This window comes from Prevotella falsenii DSM 22864 = JCM 15124, assembly GCF_000613945.1.
GTDB classification, from domain to species: Bacteria; Bacteroidota; Bacteroidia; order Bacteroidales; family Bacteroidaceae; genus Prevotella; species Prevotella falsenii.
On the sequence record NZ_BAJY01000005.1, the window covers coordinates 44,196 to 64,944 of the forward strand.

Below are 20,749 nucleotides of genomic sequence, written 5' to 3' on the forward strand. Positions count from 1 at the left end.
ATATAAAAAATAAGTGGATACTCATTAGAAATAGGGTATCCACTTATTATTTTTATCTATTATTCAGAAAATTAGAATGTGTAACGTAAACCTATCTGACCGCGCCAACGGCTGTTGTAACTGTCGTAATCTCGATTTACGTGTGTGCCATCGAACTTGAACAAGCCGTCGCCTTCATAGTTGAATGGACTGAAGTAACGGCCGAAACCATCGCCGTAGGTATGTCCCCAATCTTTGTTAAGCAAGTTTCCGACATTGATAATGTCAAAGCTAAGCTCCAAAGAATTAACTTGTCCGCCAACTTTAAAGCTATACTTCTGTGCTAAGTGAACATCGAAATGATGCTCGAAAGCAAGATTGTCGGCATAACGTTTGAAGTATTCGCCACGATGCTTGCTCATATAAGAGTCGTCGGCAATCCATTGTTTCAATAAAGCACGTTGTTGTTCTTCAGAAAGATTACCGCTATAGCCTGCACCCAATACTTTTGTTATCAATGGATAAGTGTTCTTGCTGTTGTTTACAGTTGTTGGCGCAAAACGCATTTGGTCAATTTGTGCATCGGTAGGAATGAACATAAGGTCGTTGCCACGAGCACCGTCACCATTCATATCGCCATACATTTCAATAACATACGGAGAGCCGCTACGTCCTTGGTAGATAACTCCGACGGTGGTTTGCCATTGCTTTCTTGCTCCATAACCTACATGATAGTAAGCACTTGCCTGAACACGATGAGGAACATTATATGCGCTGAAACCCAGTTCAGGGTCGTTAGGATTTCTGTAAGTAGTATTATACATCCAGTTGCTGCCTGCAACAGAAGACGTTCCGCTATTCACACTCATAGAACGTGTCCATGTGTAACTTGCCATTAAATCAAGACCGAAGTCGAAGTGCTTTTCACCTTTCAACGACAAGTTCACTGTATAGCCCTTGCTGGTGTTATACAATCCATATACGTATGCGTATGGAGTTCCCTTTGTAGTCTGTTCAAACATAGGGCGGTTGTCCCACGTATAACCGGTTTCTTGACCGAAAGTTCTACCTGTTTCTTCGATTGCAAGATTTTTATAGTAGATGTCGTTCAAAGTCTTTGAATAGATAGCTTCTGCTGTCCAATCTATTCCCAATGCATTAAAGTCGAAACCAAGATTGAATTTAAGCGTTTGTGTGAATTTAAAGTTATCAGAGAAAATATCAACTTCCTGACTTCCGGCTGATACTTTCAGCTTCTCAGCATTCTCCAATTGCTTGTTAGGGTCGAAGATTAGATTAAGCCCCTTTGGATTATAGACGTTGTATTTAGACATCTGAATGCCTGTATTCGTGAAATTGTTGCTAATCCAAACGTATGGAATACGCCCTGTAAAGACTCCCAAGCCACCACGAAGAATGAAGCGACGGTCGTTATTGATGTCCCAACGGAAACCTACACGTGGGCTCCACAAAGGAGTGCTTGACAATTTATGGTCTGTGCGAACACCCCAACCGCGACTTGCAGCATATTCATTGAACCCTGTATTGGCAGTAGGCGTATCGAAAAACAGAGGAATTTCCATGCGCAAACCGTATGTAAGCTGGAAAGAAGGAGTAGCGTTCCACTTGTCTTGAACGTAGAAACCTAACTGTCCTGCAGAGAATGGAGCTTTCCAACGTGGGTCTCCGGTTACTTCGGTATTAGCCATTCCAAAGCGGTATTGCCTTAGATAAACATAGTTAGGGTCAAGTTTGTCAGCCATAAAGTCTTCGTAATACTTATTGAAATGTGCTAAATCTGCAAAGTTATAAGTTCCATTTGCGTCTTGAATGAAAAGGTTTGCAAACTTATAAAACTCGTTGTGCGTACCAAAAGTAAAAGTATGGCTACCCTTATACCAAGTAAGGTTGTCTTCAACAGTATAAATATCTTGGTCAAGTTGGTTCGCCATAGACGAACGCTCGTTACCAATATTAAGCGTACCACCCGTTACCTGAAGAGAAATCATTGGGAAAGGCGATGTTACGGCACGCTGGTCGCGTACCCTTACGTAACTTGCACGCGCTTCGTTGCTCACTACTGCCGACAGACGGCTTTGTAATTCAGCGGTGAAAGAGTTTGTTTTGCTCTCAAATGGATAATAATAATGATTATCGTTCAACGAAGAAGCACCACTGACATTGTTTAATTGCTTTGCATCTACTAAGCTCCAACGGAACGAGAACTTGTTAAAGTCGTTGATATTCCAGTCAATCTTTGCACCAAACTTCTTACTCTTGGTATAAATATCAGGGTTACCGAATGCTCCTGTATAGTTGTATCCTTGCTTTGCAGCCATCTCCTTGACCTTTGCAAGCACATCGTCAGCCTCCTCTTTAAGAATACGTGAGCCTGTTTGCCCATAACCATTGATATTCGGATATTCTTTGTTGGCATCTTCAAAGTTAAAGAAGAAGAATAGTTTATCCTTGATAATAGGACCTCCAAACGTTACACCCCATTGGTATTCTTGCTGTTTCTGATACTTTGGCGCATAGCCCGTTCCGTCAGAATAAGGATAATGGCGGCCGATAAGGTTCTGATTATTGCCAAATCCATAAACACTTCCATGGAAATTGTTAGTTCCCGACTTTGTAATAGCATTGATTGCACCGCCGGTAAAACCACTTTGACGAACGTCGAATGGTGCTACATTGATTTGAATTTGCTCGATAGTCTCCATAGAAACAGGCTGAGTACCGGCTTGTCCACCATTAGAGCCATCGGCGGTAAGACCAAACACGTCGTTGTTCATAGCACCGTCAATCATAAACGAGTTGTAACGGTTGTTCGTTCCTGCAAACGACATTGCACCATTACTTGATGTTGTTAGCTGGGGATTTAATCTTGCTACATCAGCAATACCGTGTGTGATACTTGGGATTTCGGCAATTTGTTTAGCATTAAGGCTCTGTGCCGCACCCGTTTTTGTTCCATTGATTCCTGCTTTAGCCACCACAACAACCTCCTGCAACTCTTTTGATTCTGTTTGCAGTTTGCATGATAAGTCTTCCACTTCACCCAAACGAAGCGTTACATCGCTAAATGTTTTTGTTTGTTGGCCAATATAGGCAATTTCTACTTTGTAAGGTCCACCAACACGCATACCTTGAATGGTAAAACGTCCGTCTAAATTGGTCAAAGCCCGATAGACTGTCCCGGAAGGTTGGTGGATAGCAGTAACCGTAGCACCGATGACTTCTTCGCCATTCGACGTAACCTTACCGCTAATACCCGATGTGGTAATCTGTGCCATAACTGAAGAAGTTAAAGCAAGCAGCATTACAACAAGAGAAAGCAATCTTTTCTGCATAATAAATTAATGTTAAGACTTAATAACGTTATATTGTAATTATGGTGCAAATATAACTAAAATTTACCAAAACATCGTTATAATCTTGGTAAAAAAGAAGTTCTAACAAGAAAAAATTAAATCCGATGTGCCAAATTAGCCATCATGACAGCAGACAACCCTGCTGTTTCTGTACGCAAACGGCTATTTCCTAATGTTACGCTTCGATAGTTGTTGTTCATGGCTTGGCGTACTTCATCAATGGAGAAATCGCCTTCAGGTCCTACCAAAACGGTTATTTGATTGGCACAATCCGAACTATTCAATTCCGTAAAAAAGTCGGTTTTCTCTATTTCATTGTAGCAATGGCAGATAAACTTCGCCCCTTTTATATCTCTACACATAAATTGTTCGAATGTAATCATTTCGTTTACAATCGGTTTCCACGCCTTACGACTCTGCTTCATTGCCGACACGACAATACGCTCTATACGGTCCGTACGCAACACTTTGCGCTCAGAAAACTGACAATTCAGAAAGGAAATCTCATCAAAACCTATTTCCGTAGCTTTTTCCACCATCCATTCAATACGCCCTATATCCTTTGTGGGAGCAATGGCAAGGTGTAAATGTCCTTTCCACGTTTTATCCTGAGGCAACGATTGCTTTATTTCGTAAAAGCAATGCTTTTGGTTTGCCAATGTAACAACAGCTTGATAAAACGTTCCTTCGCCATTCATCAAGAAAATATCATCGCCACTTTTCAATCGTAAAACACGTACAGCATGAGTAGCTTCTTCGGTTGGTAATTCGTTATTGTCAGCTGCATCAGGAACATAAAAGTAACGTACTTCTTTCATTTCTTACCCCTTATACCGTTTCGTTTTTATTTCCTTTGCGTCGATTCAATTCATCGCGCAAGTTAGAAGCCAACTCGTAGTTTTCGTTTTCTATGGCTCTCTGCAAAGCATCTTCAAGCATTTCGGAAGTCAAGGCATTCAGAGGAAGTGCCACTTTGCTTTTCCCCGACTCGTAAGGCACACTCTGCCGCATAAAAAGTCTTTCTTCCATAAATATCTCTAATTGGGCTATCTGTGCTAAAAGTATTGCATCTGAAGCACGGATAGGTGTCATTTCAAACGTCAGTTTATTTATCAACACCACTTTATATTGCCCATCTTCTATGGAATTGAATAAGATTTCGTAATGTTCGGTATCCATATCAGGATTTATCCAACACAACACTTCAGGCAAAAGCTTGTGCCGAAGCGAGTTCTGTCCTATGCGAATATTCAGCTCATGTGCCATTGCCTTATCGCAGACAATGGCTATTTGCTTATCTTCCAATTGTTGGTAAGCACCAAGAGTCCCATCTTGGAACCACCAACTATTTCTGTCAATCCTTTAAAAAATACCTGTACTTTATTCATTAATGTTCTTTTGGACGGAATATTACAGCAAAGCTAACTGCAACAAGCAAAGCATAACCGGAAAAAATGAACCAGCAAGTTTGCCAATCGCCTACTGTCAGAATATTATCGCCAAACTTTTTCAATTCCGTATAATGATTAATAACGGCTTGAGCTGCAAGCGTTCCTACCGTAGCACCAATGCCATTGGTCATCAACATAAACAATCCTTGTGCCGATGAACGTATCGAGGGGTCTGTACTCTTATCGACAAAGAGCGAACCTGATATATTAAAGAAATCAAATGCAATACCGTAAACAATCATTGACAATACGAAAAGGAAAACTCCGGGTGTCCCCGGGTTGCCCAAACCAAAGAGTCCGAAGCGCAAAACCCACCCAAACATAGCTATCAGCATTACGTTCTTAATGCCATAACGGCGCATGAAGAACGGAATGAGCAAGATACAGCAAGTCTCGCTTATCTGTGAAAGACTTATTAATATATTGGCATGCTGCACACCAAAAGCATCAGCAAATTCGGGCTGCGCTGCAAAACTGAACAAGAATGGGTTTGCAAAACTGTTTGTTATCTGCAAACTTACGCCCAACAACATTGAGAAGATAAAGAAGATTGCCATTTTCTTTTGTTTAAACAGCGAGAAAGCTTTCAACCCGAGAGCATCTACCAAGCTCTTCTTTTCGTTACTCGTTGATATTTCGCATTTCGGCAATGTAAAGGTGTAGAGGAAAAGAATAATACCTACTACACCCGAAGTAACGAATTGATTTTGATTGCTTTGAAAACCTAATATATCGACCAGCCACATTGTCAATATAAAACCTATCGTACCGAACACACGGATAGGTGGAAAATCTTTCACAGTATCCATTCCGGCTTGTGTCAATGCCGAGTAAGCAACGGAATTAGCCAAAGCAATGGTGGGCATATAAAAGGCAACCGACATAGAATAAAGGCTGAAAATTATGCTAAAGTCTACGTTTGTGCCTGCTTCTACCCCATACCATGCCGTACCAAACATGAATAAGCCGGCTAACAAATGGCAATAGCCCAACAATCGTTGTGCAGGAATCCACCTATCGGCAACAATACCCATCAATGCGGGCATGAAAATAGAAACAATGCCTTGCATGGAATAGAACAAACCAATGTTTTCACCTATTCCAACATTACCCAAATAACGTCCCATAGACGTCAAGTATGCCCCCCACACTGCAAACTCCAAGAAGTTCATCAGTGCTAAACGTATTTTTAAATTCATCTCTTAGATTTTATTGTTGGCAACAAAAGTACAGATTTTATCACAAACTACCAAAACAAAGCAGAATATTTATGTAGGAACGACGTGAGTTCGATGTAAGAATTACACCAATATATTACATATAAGAAAGTTAAAGAAAGGAACCGGTTATGATTTAATATGCTTATAATCAAAAAGAAATGCAGTATCTTCGCTCTCAAATTCCTACACCGGACTCACGTTATTCATGAACGTTTTCGTTCAGCCAAATAAGCAATACCAAATTTTTTTGAGCATTGCCATGGCGAGAAAACGCACTTTTCGAGAAACGAGAAAAGAACGAAAATAAGGCAATAAAAGTGTAAACATTTTTCACAAACATAGCTGTCGCGTAACTATTTATTTATCAGTGCATTACAAAACCTATTGTTTTGCGATCCAAAACCGTAGGTTTTGCACGGTAAAACCGTAGGTTTTGCACGGTAAAACCGTAGGTTTTGCGTTGTAAAACCTACGGTTTCGCAACGCCAAAGCGAAATTATCACTTTTTAAGAGAATTATCTTTACAAGATTAGACGGAAAATCTCTCACTGCTTCATTAGAGAACTTGTCTGAAAAACATCTGCAAAATTACTTGTTTTACCTGCCTTCTTATGCCGAACTCACGTTAGGAACAAGAACAAAAAAATTGATTGTCTCGCGACAATCAATCTTTATTAACCTTAATAATCTAATACCATGAAAAACACGATGCAAAGTTAGGCATACTTACGCAAAGTTGCAAACTTTACAAATGCTTTCATTTGAAGATTAACACTATTTAAATGTACTTCCATTCCAATTAAGCTTTCTTTGCCTTAATATCGCTTGCATCTCCTTTTTATCGGTAGAAGAAAGCAAAGGAACGGAATAGTTTATTGTCAGACTATTATCTTTTGCCGATAATTGAAATTCGTTCATTGTAACGTTTGCCATATCCAACAATTCGCTGTAACGCTGTTGCGACATTGTGTCGGGCTTCACAAACATTGGAGAAACGTCTATACTGAGCGGTTTAGCCTCCCAATTACTTGAAAACAACGATAGTTTACTCTCGGCTAAAGGACCGCACCACGTCTGCACCATCGCTATCGTAGAGGTGTCCAAGCTCTTTATTTCCAACTTGGTAGCATTGCTTAACTGAACCAAAACATAGTCGTCGGTAAGTTTTTCTATACGTGTTGTATCGTGCAAAGCATTCACCACCTCCGACTTCATATCCATCGTAACATAGTCTGCCAATTCCGTTCTTAAACTTCTATTAAGATAAGCACTATCGAATCGGGCATTTCCAGCCATATCTGACGCATATTCTGCGCATTCAAAGGCAATAAACCGAAAGCAACCAATAAGATTAAAAATATTTTTTTCATATCAAGTAAAAGCGTAATACTGCATTTTTGAAGTGCAATATTACGCTTTTTTTAGCAAACAGGCAAGTTTATTTTCTAAAAAGATGCTTATTATTACGCTTTACAACAGCGAATCAGAAAAGGCCAAAACTTAACTGACAACTGTTTTTAAAGGTAGAAATCATCATCGTCATTCCGCCTTTTGTATCATATCCTACTACAAATTTCCCATCATCGAGGTTTTCCGAATAGGTCGTATTGTAGTTTTGCTCGTATTTCTTTGCCAATTTGTTCATTCGTGCAATAGCATTTTTCTTATTAGCACAATTTGTTTTTAAACGCAACTGGTTTAGTTTTCCTTCCTCATCGAAGAAGCATTCAGCCTCGTTATAGGTTTCTCCGTCAAAAACAACGTTCTTATACGTCGCTTTTCCACTGCCTAACAAATAAGGAGCACCGAATTTTTTCTCCAGCACTTCCATTGTTTTGGCTTTGTCCGCCATAAATTCAACACCACTAACTTGCCTTTGCGCCGATACATTCAATGCGAAAGCAAGTAATAAAAATACCATTCTCAATTTCTTTTTCATCATTTATACTATTCTATTTTAATTTGAACTGCAAAGATATACAAAAAAATGACAGTTTCCACACAAGTAGCAAAGAAAATTAAAACTGTTAGTTGGCTTCATATAGCTTTATCTTTTCCGAATAGGCAAGCCTTTTAATTCCTGCTCTGAAACTGACGAAAAGAAGGAGATAAAAGTGTAAATATCTTTCATAAACATAGCAATCAGCTAACAGTTTCATTATCAATACATTACAAAACCTATTGTTTTGCATTGTAAAAGCGGCTGTTTTACCGACCAAAAGCGTAGGTTTTGCGATGTAAAACCTACGCTTTTACAATGCCAAAACGCAATTATCACTTTTTAACAGAACTATCTTTACAAAATGGAAGCTCTTTTCTGTGTCTGCTCTCAGCAAGAAAAGGGAAAATCGTTCCTAAAGTGAAATTCTGCCGAATATTTAAAATTCAAGTTCAAAACCAATCATTAATTCTTCCGGTGCAAAGCGTAAACCAAAACCGTTGGTTCCTATTTCAGGTTCTTCGCCACCGAGATAGTCGTGCCGATAGCCTACAAAACCCATTCGCAAGCATAAGCAAAGTCCTTCTGTAAGGTCTACACAAGCTCCGGGGCGTACACCAACTTCAAAGCCATGGCGGTTGGTTTTGGTGTCGGCAACCTTTACTCTACCGAAATCGAACCCTACTCCACCATCTAAAAACAAATTGAAAGGACCTTTGTGCACATAATACCAACGTGCAAAAGGCGATATTTTAAAGGCTGTGGAATACTTTTTCAGCCCAGCTTCACGTTCTCTTTCATATTCATAGCCCAGCATTAAGCCCACTCCCCACGTATCGTTAAACAAGTAGCCGATTTCAGGAGAGAAGTCAAACTTCACAGATTTATCTTTCGGATCAGACCAAAATGTTACAGCTCCGCCCATAAAAGTGCGCGCCCCATGTTTGTCGTCGTTATGGGCAACTGTGTTTGGAAACGTTGCTTGCGCATAAGTAGCCATACTTCCAACAAGCAAGAATAGAGATAAGAATAGTTGTTTCATACTTTTTTCTAATTTGTTTTTTGCAAAATACTCCTTTTTTTCATTAATGCCAACAATATCCTGAAAAATTGATTTACAAAGTAAAAGATGTTGAATATCATTAGGTATGTCAGTTTTTTTTAGTACTTTTGCAGAAGATATACAACTGTTTTGAATGGATAATAAGAAAGCGACATTAGAGCTTGGAACTAAGCCGGTGGGCAAACTGCTCGCACAATATGCCTTGCCTGCTATCATTGCAATGACGGCAGCATCGCTCTACAATATTATCGACCGTGTATTTATCGGGCAAGTAGTAGGTCCGATGGCGATTTCGGGACTTGCCATTACGTTCCCATTCATGAATCTTGCGGCGGCATTCGGTGCTGCCGTGGGCGTTGGCGCATCTACAACGATTAGCGTAAAGTTAGGTCAGAAAGACTATGAGTCGGCAGAAAACATTCTTGGCAATACCATCACCCTCAACCTTATTATAGGTTTGGCTTTCGGAGGCATTTGCCTTTTGTTTCTCGACCCTATCTTGCGTTTCTTCGGGGCAAGCGATGCCACCCTTCCATACGCACGCGACTTTATGCAGGTGATACTTGCCGGCAATGTGTTTTCGCACATGTACTTCGGTATGAACGCTGTATTGCGGGCAGCATCGAAGCCACGAATGGCGATGTTTGCCACTATTTTCACCGTCGCTATGAATATTTTGCTCGATGTAGTGTTCATTCTTTGGTGGCATTGGGGCATTAAGGGCGCAGCTTTCGCCACCATTATATCGCAGGTTTTGGCACTCTGCTGGCAAATGAAGCTGTTTGCCAACAAAAACGAACTATTGCATTTGAAACGAGGTATATACAAATTGAAAGCCAATCTCGTCAGAAACATTGTCTCGATAGGCATTTCGCCTTTCTTAATGAATGCCTGCGCTTGCGTTATTGTCATCTTCATAAACAATCAGTTGGTACGATTTGGTGGCGATATGGCAGTAGGAGCATACGGCGTTGCCAACAGTATAGCAATGATTTTCGTAATGTTTGTTATCGGACTCAACCAAGGTATGCAGCCCATTGCAGGCTACAACTACGGTGCGCAGCAATACGGCAGAATGATGCTAGTAGTGAAATTATCCATCATTACGGCAACTTGCATTATGCTCACAGGGTGGGCTTTGGCTATGTTTGCACCCTACTATTGTGCCCGAATGTTTACAACAGACCCCGAACTCATTAATGGTTCCATCAAGGCAATAAAAATTATCATGATGATGTTCCCGCTTATAGGGTGCCAGATGGTAATTACCAACTTCTTCCAATGTATCGGGAAAGTGAAAATTAGTATCTTCCTGTCGCTCTCAAGACAGTTGTTGTTTTTGCTGCCGCTGCTCGTTCTGCTGCCTAACCTTTATGGCATCAACGGCGTATGGGCGTCAATGCCCACGAGCGACCTTATTTCCGTGATTGTGGCAATATCGATAATGACCGTCTATTTACGACGAATAAAGAAAGAAATGTAAAGCAAATTAGTCTGAAAAAATATCCTCGCTTATGGAAAAGAAACTGATAATCAACATTGGACGACAGCTCGGAAGTGGCGGACGCTGCATAGCGAAAGCCCTTGCAGAAGAGTTTAACTGTCAATTCTACGATAAAGAGATTTTAAACCTTGCAGCAAAGGAGAGCGGTTTCTCTGAAAAATTCTTTGAAGAGAACGATGAGCAGAAGGGATTTCTTAAGTCGCACTTCCATATTCACTTACCGCTTTTGGGCAATAACGACTTCTATAAGAACGATTTCTCACAAGAAGGACTCTATCAATTTCAAAGCGATGTGATACAAAAGGCTGCCGAAGAAAATCCACGCTGCGTTTTTGTAGGTAGAACAGCAGATTACGTACTGCGCGATAACCCTGACACCATAAACATTTTCATTACTGCAAACATCGGTTTCAGAGCAAAAAACGTAAGTGAACGCCGGGGGTGTACAATGGAAGAAGCCCTTAAATTCATTGAAAATAAAGAAAGTGAACGTGCCAAATATTACAACTATTACACGGGAAAGACATGGGGACAGGCTACGAACTACGACCTTTGTGTGGACGCAAGCATATTGGGAACCAACGAAACAAAAGACTTTATAGCTTGCTTTGTACGAAAGAAGTTATCGATAGATTAAATTCCGTATGAAGAGAGTTGGTATTATAAGCGACACGCACGCCTATTGGGACGAGAAATACAAGTTTTATCTGAAAGACTGCGATGAGATTTGGCACGCCGGCGACATAGGTTCGTTGGAGGTGGCAGACAAATTCGAGGCAATGAAACCAATCTTTCGAGCAGTTTACGGCAACTGCGACGGTTACGATATTCGTGCCCGATACCCCGAAATTTTGCGTTTTAAGTGTGAAGATGTAGAGGTTTTGATGAAGCATATTGGCGGCTACCCGGGGAGATACGACTACTCTGTGCGCAACATACTTTATTATTCGCCACCCAATCTTTTTATAGACGGGCACTCACACATACTGAAGATAATGCCCGATAAAACATTAAATCTGCTCCATATCAACCCCGGTGCAGTGGGTTTACAGGGTTTTCACAAAGAAAGAACCATCGTAAGACTCACCATCAAGGGCAATAAAATGAGCGATTGCGAAGTTATTACATTAACAAACAATAGAAACAAATAATTTAAAACAAAAATATTAGCAACTTATGAAAACTTATTTGGTAACCGGTGCAGCCGGTTTCATCGGTGCAAACTACATTAAGTATCTGCTTCACAAGAAGTATGCGAACGAAGATATTAAGGTTATCGTGCTTGACGCATTAACTTACGCCGGCAATCTCGGTACTATCAAAGACGACATCGACGACAAACGTTGTGTTTTCGTAAAGGGAGATATACGCGACAGAGAATTGATTGACAAGCTGTTTGCTGAAAACGACATCGACTATCTTGTGAATTTCGCAGCCGAAAGCCACGTAGACCGCTCGATAGAAGACCCACAACTATTCTTGAATGTAAACATATTGGGTACTCAAAACCTTATGGACGCCGCTCGCCATGCATGGGTTACAGGCAAAGACGAGCAGGGTTATCCTACATGGAAGGATGGAAAACGTTACCATCAGGTATCTACCGACGAAGTTTATGGCTCGCTTGGAGCTGACGGATACTTCACTGAAGAAACTCCGCTATGCCCTCACAGCCCTTATTCGGCAAGTAAAACCAGTGCCGATATGTTTGTTATGGCATACCACGACACATATCACATGCCTGTCAGCATTACACGTTGCTCGAACAACTATGGACCTTACCACTTCCCGGAGAAGTTAATTCCATTAATTATCAACAACATTCTTGCAGGCAAACCGCTTCCTGTATATGGCGAAGGCTTAAACGTTCGCGACTGGTTGTACGTAGAAGACCACTGCAAAGCTATTGACATGGTGGTTCGTGAAGGTCGTGTAGGACAGGTTTACAACGTTGGTGGACACAACGAAATGAAGAATATTGACATTGTAAAGCTCACTATCAAAACCATTCACGATATGATGGCTGAAGATAAAGCTCTTCGCAAGGTGCTGAAAAAGCAGGTCAAAGACTCTAATGGCGACATTGACATCTCGTGGCTCAACAACGATTTGATTACACACGTGGCTGACCGGCTCGGTCATGACGCACGTTACGCCATCGACCCTACAAAGATTAAGAACGAATTGGGCTGGTTTCCTGAAACAATGTTTGCCGATGGCATCGTGAAAACAATAAAATGGAACTTGGAAAACCAATCTTGGATTGAAGAAGTAACAAGCGGCGACTATCAGAAGTACTACGAAGAAATGTACGGAAACCGATAAATAAAACTTTCCCCCTGCCCTTTCAAACAGGTCAGGGAAAGTTTTCCAACTCACAAATATGGCAAAAATAGGGAAGATAATAGAACTGCCTAAACGATTAGACCACCGTGGCAACCTTACCGTAGCAGAGGAAATGAAAGATGTTCCTTTCAATATCTCGCGCGTTTATTGGGTTTACGATGTACCGGGGGGCGAAAATCGTGGCGGACACTCGCACAAGCACTGTCGCGAATTTATTGTTGCGGCAAACGGTTCTTTCACTGTTACACTCGATAACGGCACAGAAAAAGAGTCGTTCTTGCTCAATCACCCCTATCAAGGTCTGCTTGTAAACACAGACACGTGGCGAACACTCGAAGATTTCTCCTCCGGTGCAGTCTGTTTGGTGCTTGCCGAAGACCCGTTTGACGAAGACGACTACATCAGAGAGTACGATGAGTATTTAAAAATCATCGGTAAAACAAGATAAAAACTATATGGGAAATAGGTTCGGGACGAAAGTTGATACGTGGCTTTCAAAGCATAAATCCTGAAATTTCGTATATCAAATAATACCATTATATGATTGAAATTAAACAATACAACCTTGATGATGCAGCGAAATGGAACGAATTGGTAACCATTTCCAAGCAAGGCACGTTTCTTTTCAATCGCAACTATATGGACTATCATGCCGATAGGTTCACCGACTGTTCGTTTGTCGTAATGGAAAAAGGGCGCATTTCTGCCGTATTACCTGCCAATCGAAAAGACAATACTTTATATTCGCATCAGGGACTTACCTATGGCGGATTGCTCACTACGGAGAGAATGACAGCTGAAAAGGTATGTAACATCTTTTCGGAGCTGAATATTTTGCTCAAGGAAATGGGCATAAAACAAGTTGTTTACAAAGCTATTCCGTGGATTTACCACCGCATTCCGGCCGAAGAAGACCTCTATGCACTTACTAAAGTGTGCTATGCACAACTTATCAGCCGTGATATTTCGTCGTCGTTCAGCCTCCACGACGTACGAAAGTTTACCGAAAGCCGCAGAAGTGGCATTCGGAAAGCCATCAAAAACAACATTCTCGTAGGTGAGAGTAAAGATTTAGCATCATTTTGGAATATCCTCAACAACAATTTAACTGCCAAATACGATGCTCGCCCCGTACATTCTTTAACTGAATTGCAGCTTTTAATGAGTCGTTTTCCGAAAGAAATAAAACTCTATATGGCTACAACAACCGACGGAGAACCGCTTGGCGGCACGCTCATTTACGAGACACCAAACGTTGTTCATACACAATACATCTCGGCATCGCCCGACGGAAAGGCGATGGGGGCATTAGACTTGTTGTTCGACTATATAATAAATAAGGTGTATAAAGGCAGAAACGGTTATTTCGATTTTGGCAAAAGCACCGAGAAAAACGGTACCATTCTTAATCAACAACTAATCCATCAAAAGGAAGGATTTGGCGGACGAGGCGTTTGTTACGACACTTACGAATGGAAAATATAAATCTTATGATAGAATATTTATCACTCAAACGCATCACAGCAATGCACGGAGACGAAATAAACAAGGCGATTTCGGACGTCGTGGCATCGGGTTGGTATCTTAACGGCAGTACCGTTCTGTGTCTTGAAGAGCGTTATCGCACCTACATCGGTACACAACACTGCGTTAGTTGTGGCAACGGACTCGATGCATTGCACCTTATTTTGCGTGCCTATAAAGAACTCGGACAGCTCCACGATGGCGATGAAATAATCGTACCGGCCAACACTTACATTGCCACCATATTGGCTATAACCGAAAACAACCTTACCCCGGTACTCGTAGAACCCGATATTACAACGTTGGAAATAGACGACAGCCGCATTGAAGCTGCCCTTACGTCTCGCACACGTGCCATCATGCTTGTGCATCTATATGGGCGTTGTGCTTATACCGAAAGAATAAGCAACATTTGTAAGCAACATAAAATCAAGCTAATAGAAGATAATGCGCAGGCACATGGCTGTACTTACAACGGCAAACTTACAGGAAGTCTCGGCGATGCTGCTGCCCACAGTTTCTATCCGGGCAAAAACCTTGGCGCATTGGGCGATGCCGGTGCTGTAACCACGAATGATTTGGAACTCGCCGAAACCGTTCGAACACTTGGCAACTATGGCTCAAGCCATAAATACGTATTTGACTACCAAGGCAAAAACAGTCGTATGGACGAAATTCAAGCTGCCGTGCTCAACGTAAAATTACAGTATCTTGATGAAGAAAATGCACGCAGAAAAGAAATTGCCCATTATTTTGAACAGCATATAAAGAACAACCGCATCAGCATTCCTACAGTTTTAAACCGTGATAACGTTTACCACATTTTCCCTATACTCTGCGCCGAACGCGACAGACTGCAAGATTTTCTAAAGGAAAACGGTGTGCAGACAATGATACACTACCCCATTCCACCCCATAAGCAAAAAGCATACAAGGAATGGAATGCTCTTTCATTTCCAATAACAGAACATATCCATCGGGAAGAGCTTTCCATTCCTTGCAATCAAACAATGTCGTTAAGCGATGCCGAGCAAATCGTTACGTTGCTGAACAACTTCCACTAATCTGAAAATATTATCCATCATCAGTACACACTAAAAGCAGAAAAGTTACCAATTTACTATTTTAGAAAAGTGCTGAAAGTGCATTGGCTTTGTAAAGATAATTCTGAAGAAAAATGATAGTTTCGTTTTGGCATTGCGAAAGCGTAGGTTTTGCAATGTAAAACCTACGCTTTTACCGTGCAAAACCTACGGTTTTGGAACGCAAAACAATAGGTTTTGCAACACACTGGTATATAAGAAGTTACACAACAGCTACGTTTGTGAAAAATGTTTACGCTTTTTGTTTAGTCGATAAGTACCACCGTAACACCACGGGCAGCCTGCGCACCCATTACCAAAGCCTGCTCAATGTCAGCCGTTTTGCTTGGTCCTGAAATAAAAACACCGTAACCGTACTCGTTCATTTCTATACGCTTATAGGCTTCGTGCATATTGTTTACGATGTTTTTCTTATCGAGCAAGATAACCAACTCCTCAGAAATAAAACATACGGCACGCTCTTTCATTGTCTGCGGAACCCATATACAACCGTTTTCTGCAACTCCTATTTCACCTTGAATAATACCAACATCGGTTCCATTCAGGTCGGCTGCAGTTGCCACAGTATCGGGATTTAAGTCTGCCTGAATGCCTTTTACATTCGATGCGAATACTTTTGCATCGGGATAAGCCTTGCGGATTACGGCATTTAAGTCGTCGGTCGTCTTAACTTCTATAATCTTTCCGCCAACGGTCTTGGACATTTCGGCGAACTGTTTTATAATATCTTCGTAGACAATGCCTTTTACCGGTTCGGCCGGCATATCAAATTGTCGTGTAACACCACCACGCAACTTGTCGAATAATTGTTCTTTCTTCATTATAGTTCTTTTTTATGAAGATGCAAGACTTTCCTCTTGCATCTTTTATAACTATTTTTTCTTTTCCTCTTCTTCCATTTCTTCTATCATCTGGCGATAAACCCTGTGGAATGGTTTCTTAGGAAATCGTGGCATATCGTGCCCTTCGCTCCATGGATTCAGCTTGATGTCAAGCATCTTTTTCGGTACATAATTCGCTAAATAAGCATATTTCGTTGCAGTGTCGTAAATTGTATAGCTGCCATACAACTTAGTCATTGCCATTGCCATATACTTCTTTTGCTTGTTTTCCGTACCAAACTTCTCAAGCTCTTGACGCCAAGAATAAATCTGACTGCCCGGAGTTACTTTTGTCGGACAAACATGGTCGCAGCTTAAACAGAGCGAACAAGCCGAAACATTTCCGCTGTGTTGCTTAGGATTATGCAACATTCCGAGGTTCACCCCAATAGGACCGGGAATGAAATAACTGTACGAGTAGCCCATAGAACGACGATAAACAGGACACGTGTTCATGCACGCACCGCATCGAATACATTTTGCTGTCTTCCAGTGGAGTGGGTTTGCGATTATGTCGCTTCTACCGTTATCTACCAGAATAACGTGCATTTCGCCATCAGGACGAGCCTTGCGGAAATGAGAAGTAAAGCTTGTGGTAGGCTGCCCCGTTCCGCAACGGCATAATAAGCGTTGAAAAACAGCCAAAGAATCGTAATTCGGAATTACTTTATCAATGCCCATAGATACAATATGCAATTTAGGAACAGCCGTACACATATCCGCATTGCCCTCATTAGTGCAAACTACGCAGTCGCCCGTTGCAGCAACACCGAAATTACACCCCGTCATTCCTGCCTCGGCTTCTATAAACTCTTCGCGCAAACTGTAACGTGCGCATTGTGTAAGATAGGTTGGGTCATGGTTGCCAATATCTTTTGATATTCCTTTTTCTTCAAACATATCGCCCACTTCGTCGCGTGTAATATGGGCAGCAGGTACTACAATATGCGACGGTCTTAAGTTCATCAACTGCAAAATACGTTCGCCTAAGTCGGTTTCCACGACGTCTATACCTTTTTTAATAAGGTAATCGTTCATCTCGCATTCTTCGGTGAGCATCGATTTGGACTTTACCAACTTCTTTACCTTATGGTTTTCCAAAATGCCGTATGCAATTTCGTTAAACTCTTGCGCATCTTTTGCCCAATGAACAATAACGCCGTTGCTTTCCAATTGGTTTGCAAACTCCTCCAAATAATCAGCCAAATGGGTCAGTGTATGCTCTTTTATTTGGCTTGCATGTTCTCTTAAATCTTCCCATTCGGGGAGCATTGCAGCCTGAATATCACGTTTTTCCCTAATTCCCCAAAATGTTTGGTCGTGGCGAGTTACTCTGTCGGGATTTGATAGAAATGCTGCTGCCTTCTTTGAATGACTCGTTGCCATGCTTTTTCCTCCTTATAAACTAAATGCCGGCAGCTAAAATTTCAGCCACATGCTTAAATTGAACATTATATTTCTTTTTGCTTGCCACTCCCTGCATGTGCATTAAGCACGAAGAATCGGGTCCCGTGATAAACTCTGCACCTGTTTCCATGTGTCGTTTTACTTTATCATCACCCATTCGACTGCTTACAGCAGGCTCTTCAATGGCAAACATTCCACCAAAGCCGCAACATTCATCGGGACGTTCCGGTTCTTTTACTGTAATGCCTTCCTTTAGCTTCAACAAATCTATAATCTTATTAAATCGCGGAATATGCTCTTCAGTGGGCGAACTCAATTGCAACTCACGCACACCGTGGCACGAATTATGCACCGAAACAACATGCTCAAACTTCCCCGGTAGCTCTTTTACTTTTAAGACATCGTGTAAGAACTGCACCAGCTCCATTGTTTTTTCAGGCGTTGAACATTTGTGTTTATGAAGTTGCGGGTGGTTCTTCTGCACAAAAGCAGCACACGAAACGCTTGGCGTTACCACATAATCGTAATCTCTGAAAACATCTTCAAACTTCTCAACCAACTTCCCCGACATGCGTTGAAAACCTCCATTTGCCATTGGTTGCCCACAACACGTTTGACGTTCAGGATATTCTACATCAAGTTTTAATTTACGTAGAAGTTTGTAAGTTGCCAAACCGACCTCCGGATACAATGCATCAACATAACATGGAATAAATAATCCTATCCTCATATAAATAGTTATAATCTTGTTAGCTTTTATTTCACAAAAGTAAAAATAAAATGTCAGAATAAAGAAAAATATCGATACAAAATACGAAACTATTCATTTATTTTACAAATAAACTTACAAACATTGTACTATTTTACGGTAATAGCCGTCTCCGACATCAGCTTTTACAAATCTGCCATACAATTTTCATTATATTTTTATAACGTGAGTTCGGCGTAAAAAAGCAGATTAGGCAAGCTGTATCACAGGTGTATCTTAAGCAAATTCGCTGATGAAACAATGAGAAACTTTTTGTTCAATATTGTAAAGATAATTCTCTTAAAAAACGATAATTGCGCTTTGGCATTGCGAAAGCGTAGGTTTTGCAGTGTAAAACCTACGCTTTTACCGTGCAAAACCTACGGTTTTGGAACGCAAAACAATAGGTTTTGTAATGCGCTGATAAATAAATAGTTACGCAATAGTTGCACTTGCGAAAAATATTTACATATTTATCGCCCTTTTTCGTTCTTTTCTCGGTCCTCGAAAAGTGCGTTTTCTCGCCATGGCTATGCTTAAATAAATTTGGCATTGCCCATTTGGCGGAACGAAAACGTTCATGAATAACATGAGTTCGGTGTGAGAATTTAAGGACGAAGATACTTTATCTTCTTTTTGATTATAAGCACATTAAATTATAATCAATTCGTTCTTTAAATACCTTATATATAATATATTGGCGTAATTCTTACTGCGAACGCACGTTTTTATAGATTAAAAAACTTAATAAAGAGGTTTTTTACTTCAGCAATTCAATATCTTTTCGTATCTTTGCAATGCAAAATACTATTATAAATAATAAATGGAATACAAGAAAACCAATATCGATGGTGTTTGGATAATGGAGCCAAAAGTGTTTAACGACATTCGCGGCTACTTCTATGAAGTATGGAAACAAGCTGATTTCGACGAGCATATAGGGCAGCATATAGAATTTATTCAAGACAACGAGTCAAAGTCAAGCTATGGCGTACTGCGCGGACTTCATTACCAAAAAGGTGAGTTTTCGCAAGCAAAATTGGTGCGTGTGCTGAAAGGAAAAGTGCTTGACGTAGCTGTAGACCTACGAAAAAATTCGCCGACATTAGGCAAATATGTTATGGTAGAGCTGTCGGAGGAGAACAAACGTCAGTTTTTTATTCCTCGTGGCTTTGCACATGGTTTCTTGGTACTATCGGACGAAGCTATCTTCACATATAAAGTAGACAACATTTATGCACCGCAGAGCGAAGCAAGCCTGCGTTGGAACGACGAAACAGTAGGAATAGAATGGCCTATCGACGAAAAAGACATTGTCATTTCCGACAAAGACCTGAACCGAGCCGTAGCTTGGAAAGATGCAGACCTTTTTTAAAAACGTTTAAATGCAATGATGAAACTAAAAAGTTTCTACATACTCGCTTTCTTTCTGTTCGTCATTGGATGTACCGACAAGACGAAACAAGGCAATTCTCCTGCCGAAGATGCCAAGGCAAAAGAATTGTTTCAAGGCTTGTGGGTGTCTGACGACAATGGAGAACCTACCCTGTTGGCGAAAGGCGACAGCATTTTCTATCCTGACTCCGCCAGTATGCCAGTACAGTTTTGGATTTACAAAGACTCACTTTATCTGAAAGGACAAAACCAAAACGAATATAAGATAGCAAAACAATCGGAGAATGTATTTGTTCTTATTAATGACAACGGCGATGAGGTGCGTCTTATAAAAAGCAAGAACAAAGACCTGCGTGCATCATTTGGCTACCAAGTATATGCGCTGAACACCTTTATGCACACGCAAACCGATACGGTGGTAAGAACAAATATGGGGTATTTTGAAAGCAAAATTACAGTAAAGACGACTTCAGACAGGGTTATAAAGTCTACTTACAATGAAAATGGGATAGAAGTAGACAATGCCTATCTTGACAATGTAGCCTCGCTTTCAATATCAAACCAAGATAAACTCGTTTATAAACACGATTTCAGAAAACAGGAATTTGCCTCACTTATCGATAAAAAGTTCTTGGAAAAGAGTATTTTACGTAAGTTCGAGTTTAACCATACCGACGAGAAAGCATTGTATTTCGATGCCATTATAGGTATTCCGGACGCTTCGACAAGCTATGTTATTGCCGTTAGGATAACCACAGATGGCAACCTATCAATGAAAATGAGATAAGAAAAGTATCTAAAACAATAAAAATATA

At 40.8% G+C, this 20,749-nt stretch carries 19 protein-coding genes and 1 pseudogene; 9 read left to right on the forward strand and 11 right to left on the reverse strand.

All coding sequences use genetic code 11. From position 1 onward, the window contains the following. Positions 1-71: 71 nt before the first annotated feature. The 8 genes and pseudogenes from JCM15124_RS03185 to JCM15124_RS03220 form a co-directional block, all read right to left on the reverse strand. Positions 72-3,332 (reverse strand): TonB-dependent receptor, encoded by a 3,261-nt coding sequence (locus tag JCM15124_RS03185; protein ID WP_024998268.1) that lies wholly within the window; start codon positions 3,330-3,332, stop codon positions 72-74. A 116-nt stretch (positions 3,333-3,448) separates the two neighbouring features. Beyond that, complete coding sequence (locus tag JCM15124_RS03190; protein ID WP_024998269.1) at positions 3,449-4,171, reverse strand: 16S rRNA (uracil(1498)-N(3))-methyltransferase; 723 nt, start codon at positions 4,169-4,171, stop codon at positions 3,449-3,451. A gap of 10 nt (positions 4,172-4,181) precedes the next feature. Further along, positions 4,182-4,741 (reverse strand): annotated as a pseudogene (locus JCM15124_RS13015) (bifunctional nuclease family protein). Then, positions 4,741-6,003, reverse strand: coding sequence for a nucleoside permease (locus JCM15124_RS03200; RefSeq protein WP_024998270.1), 1,263 nt, complete (start codon positions 6,001-6,003; stop codon positions 4,741-4,743). The pseudogene JCM15124_RS13015 and the gene JCM15124_RS03200 overlap by 1 nt, the downstream one beginning before the upstream one ends. A 795-nt stretch (positions 6,004-6,798) precedes the next feature. Then, a complete protein-coding gene (locus JCM15124_RS13020; protein WP_232220060.1) occupies positions 6,799-7,263 on the reverse strand; it encodes a DUF3256 family protein in 465 nt (154 codons plus the stop codon). Between the two features lie 8 nt (positions 7,264-7,271). Beyond that, positions 7,272-7,394 (reverse strand): DUF3256 family protein, encoded by a 123-nt coding sequence (locus JCM15124_RS16395; RefSeq protein WP_232220061.1) that lies wholly within the window; start codon positions 7,392-7,394, stop codon positions 7,272-7,274. A gap of 113 nt (positions 7,395-7,507) precedes the next feature. Beyond that, positions 7,508-7,945, reverse strand: coding sequence for a hypothetical protein (locus JCM15124_RS03215; protein ID WP_232220062.1), 438 nt, complete (start codon positions 7,943-7,945; stop codon positions 7,508-7,510). Between the two features lie 457 nt (positions 7,946-8,402). Then, positions 8,403-9,005, reverse strand: coding sequence for an outer membrane beta-barrel protein (locus JCM15124_RS03220; RefSeq protein ID WP_024998272.1), 603 nt, complete (start codon positions 9,003-9,005; stop codon positions 8,403-8,405). Positions 9,006-9,159: 154 nt separating this feature from the next. Here JCM15124_RS03220 and JCM15124_RS03225 point away from each other — a divergent pair, with 154 nt between their 5' ends. From JCM15124_RS03225 to JCM15124_RS03255, 7 genes are all read left to right on the forward strand, one after another. Continuing rightward, a complete protein-coding gene (locus JCM15124_RS03225) occupies positions 9,160-10,509 on the forward strand; it encodes an MATE family efflux transporter (protein WP_024998273.1) in 1,350 nt (449 codons plus the stop codon). A 31-nt stretch (positions 10,510-10,540) separates the two neighbouring features. Then, a complete protein-coding gene (locus JCM15124_RS03230) occupies positions 10,541-11,167 on the forward strand; it encodes a cytidylate kinase-like family protein (protein ID WP_024998274.1) in 627 nt (208 codons plus the stop codon). Between the two features lie 7 nt (positions 11,168-11,174). Next, positions 11,175-11,681, forward strand: a complete 507-nt coding sequence (locus tag JCM15124_RS03235; RefSeq protein WP_024998275.1) for a metallophosphoesterase family protein — start codon at positions 11,175-11,177, stop codon at positions 11,679-11,681. Between the two features lie 25 nt (positions 11,682-11,706). Continuing rightward, complete coding sequence (gene rfbB / locus JCM15124_RS03240) at positions 11,707-12,855, forward strand: dTDP-glucose 4,6-dehydratase (protein ID WP_024998276.1); 1,149 nt, start codon at positions 11,707-11,709, stop codon at positions 12,853-12,855. Between the two features lie 58 nt (positions 12,856-12,913). Then, positions 12,914-13,324, forward strand: coding sequence for a sugar 3,4-ketoisomerase (locus tag JCM15124_RS03245; RefSeq protein ID WP_024998277.1), 411 nt, complete (start codon positions 12,914-12,916; stop codon positions 13,322-13,324). 92 nt (positions 13,325-13,416) lie between these two features. Further along, on the forward strand, positions 13,417-14,361 hold the full coding sequence (locus JCM15124_RS03250; RefSeq protein WP_024998278.1) for a GNAT family N-acetyltransferase: 945 nt from the start codon (positions 13,417-13,419) through the stop codon (positions 14,359-14,361). A gap of 5 nt (positions 14,362-14,366) precedes the next feature. Then, a complete protein-coding gene (locus tag JCM15124_RS03255) occupies positions 14,367-15,464 on the forward strand; it encodes a DegT/DnrJ/EryC1/StrS family aminotransferase (RefSeq protein WP_024998279.1) in 1,098 nt (365 codons plus the stop codon). 284 nt (positions 15,465-15,748) lie between these two features. On the opposite strand, the gene JCM15124_RS03260 is transcribed toward JCM15124_RS03255, so the two are convergent. From JCM15124_RS03260 to JCM15124_RS03270, 3 genes are read right to left on the reverse strand one after another with little or no spacing between them, the layout of a single operon-like run. Then, a complete protein-coding gene (locus JCM15124_RS03260) occupies positions 15,749-16,324 on the reverse strand; it encodes a LutC/YkgG family protein (RefSeq protein WP_024998280.1) in 576 nt (191 codons plus the stop codon). Positions 16,325-16,375: 51 nt separating this feature from the next. Further along, positions 16,376-17,770, reverse strand: a complete 1,395-nt coding sequence (locus tag JCM15124_RS03265) for a lactate utilization protein B (RefSeq protein ID WP_024998281.1) — start codon at positions 17,768-17,770, stop codon at positions 16,376-16,378. 19 nt (positions 17,771-17,789) lie between these two features. Further along, a complete protein-coding gene (locus JCM15124_RS03270) occupies positions 17,790-18,521 on the reverse strand; it encodes a (Fe-S)-binding protein (protein ID WP_024998282.1) in 732 nt (243 codons plus the stop codon). Positions 18,522-19,362: 841 nt separating this feature from the next. Here JCM15124_RS03270 and rfbC point away from each other — a divergent pair. Together rfbC and JCM15124_RS03280 are read left to right on the forward strand one after the other, a co-directional pair. Further along, complete coding sequence (rfbC, locus tag JCM15124_RS03275; protein ID WP_024998283.1) at positions 19,363-19,914, forward strand: dTDP-4-dehydrorhamnose 3,5-epimerase; 552 nt, start codon at positions 19,363-19,365, stop codon at positions 19,912-19,914. 18 nt (positions 19,915-19,932) lie between these two features. Next, entirely contained in the window at positions 19,933-20,721 is a 789-nt protein-coding gene (locus JCM15124_RS03280) for a DUF4738 domain-containing protein (RefSeq protein ID WP_024998284.1), read from the forward strand. The last annotated feature ends 28 nt before the right edge of the window (positions 20,722-20,749 follow it).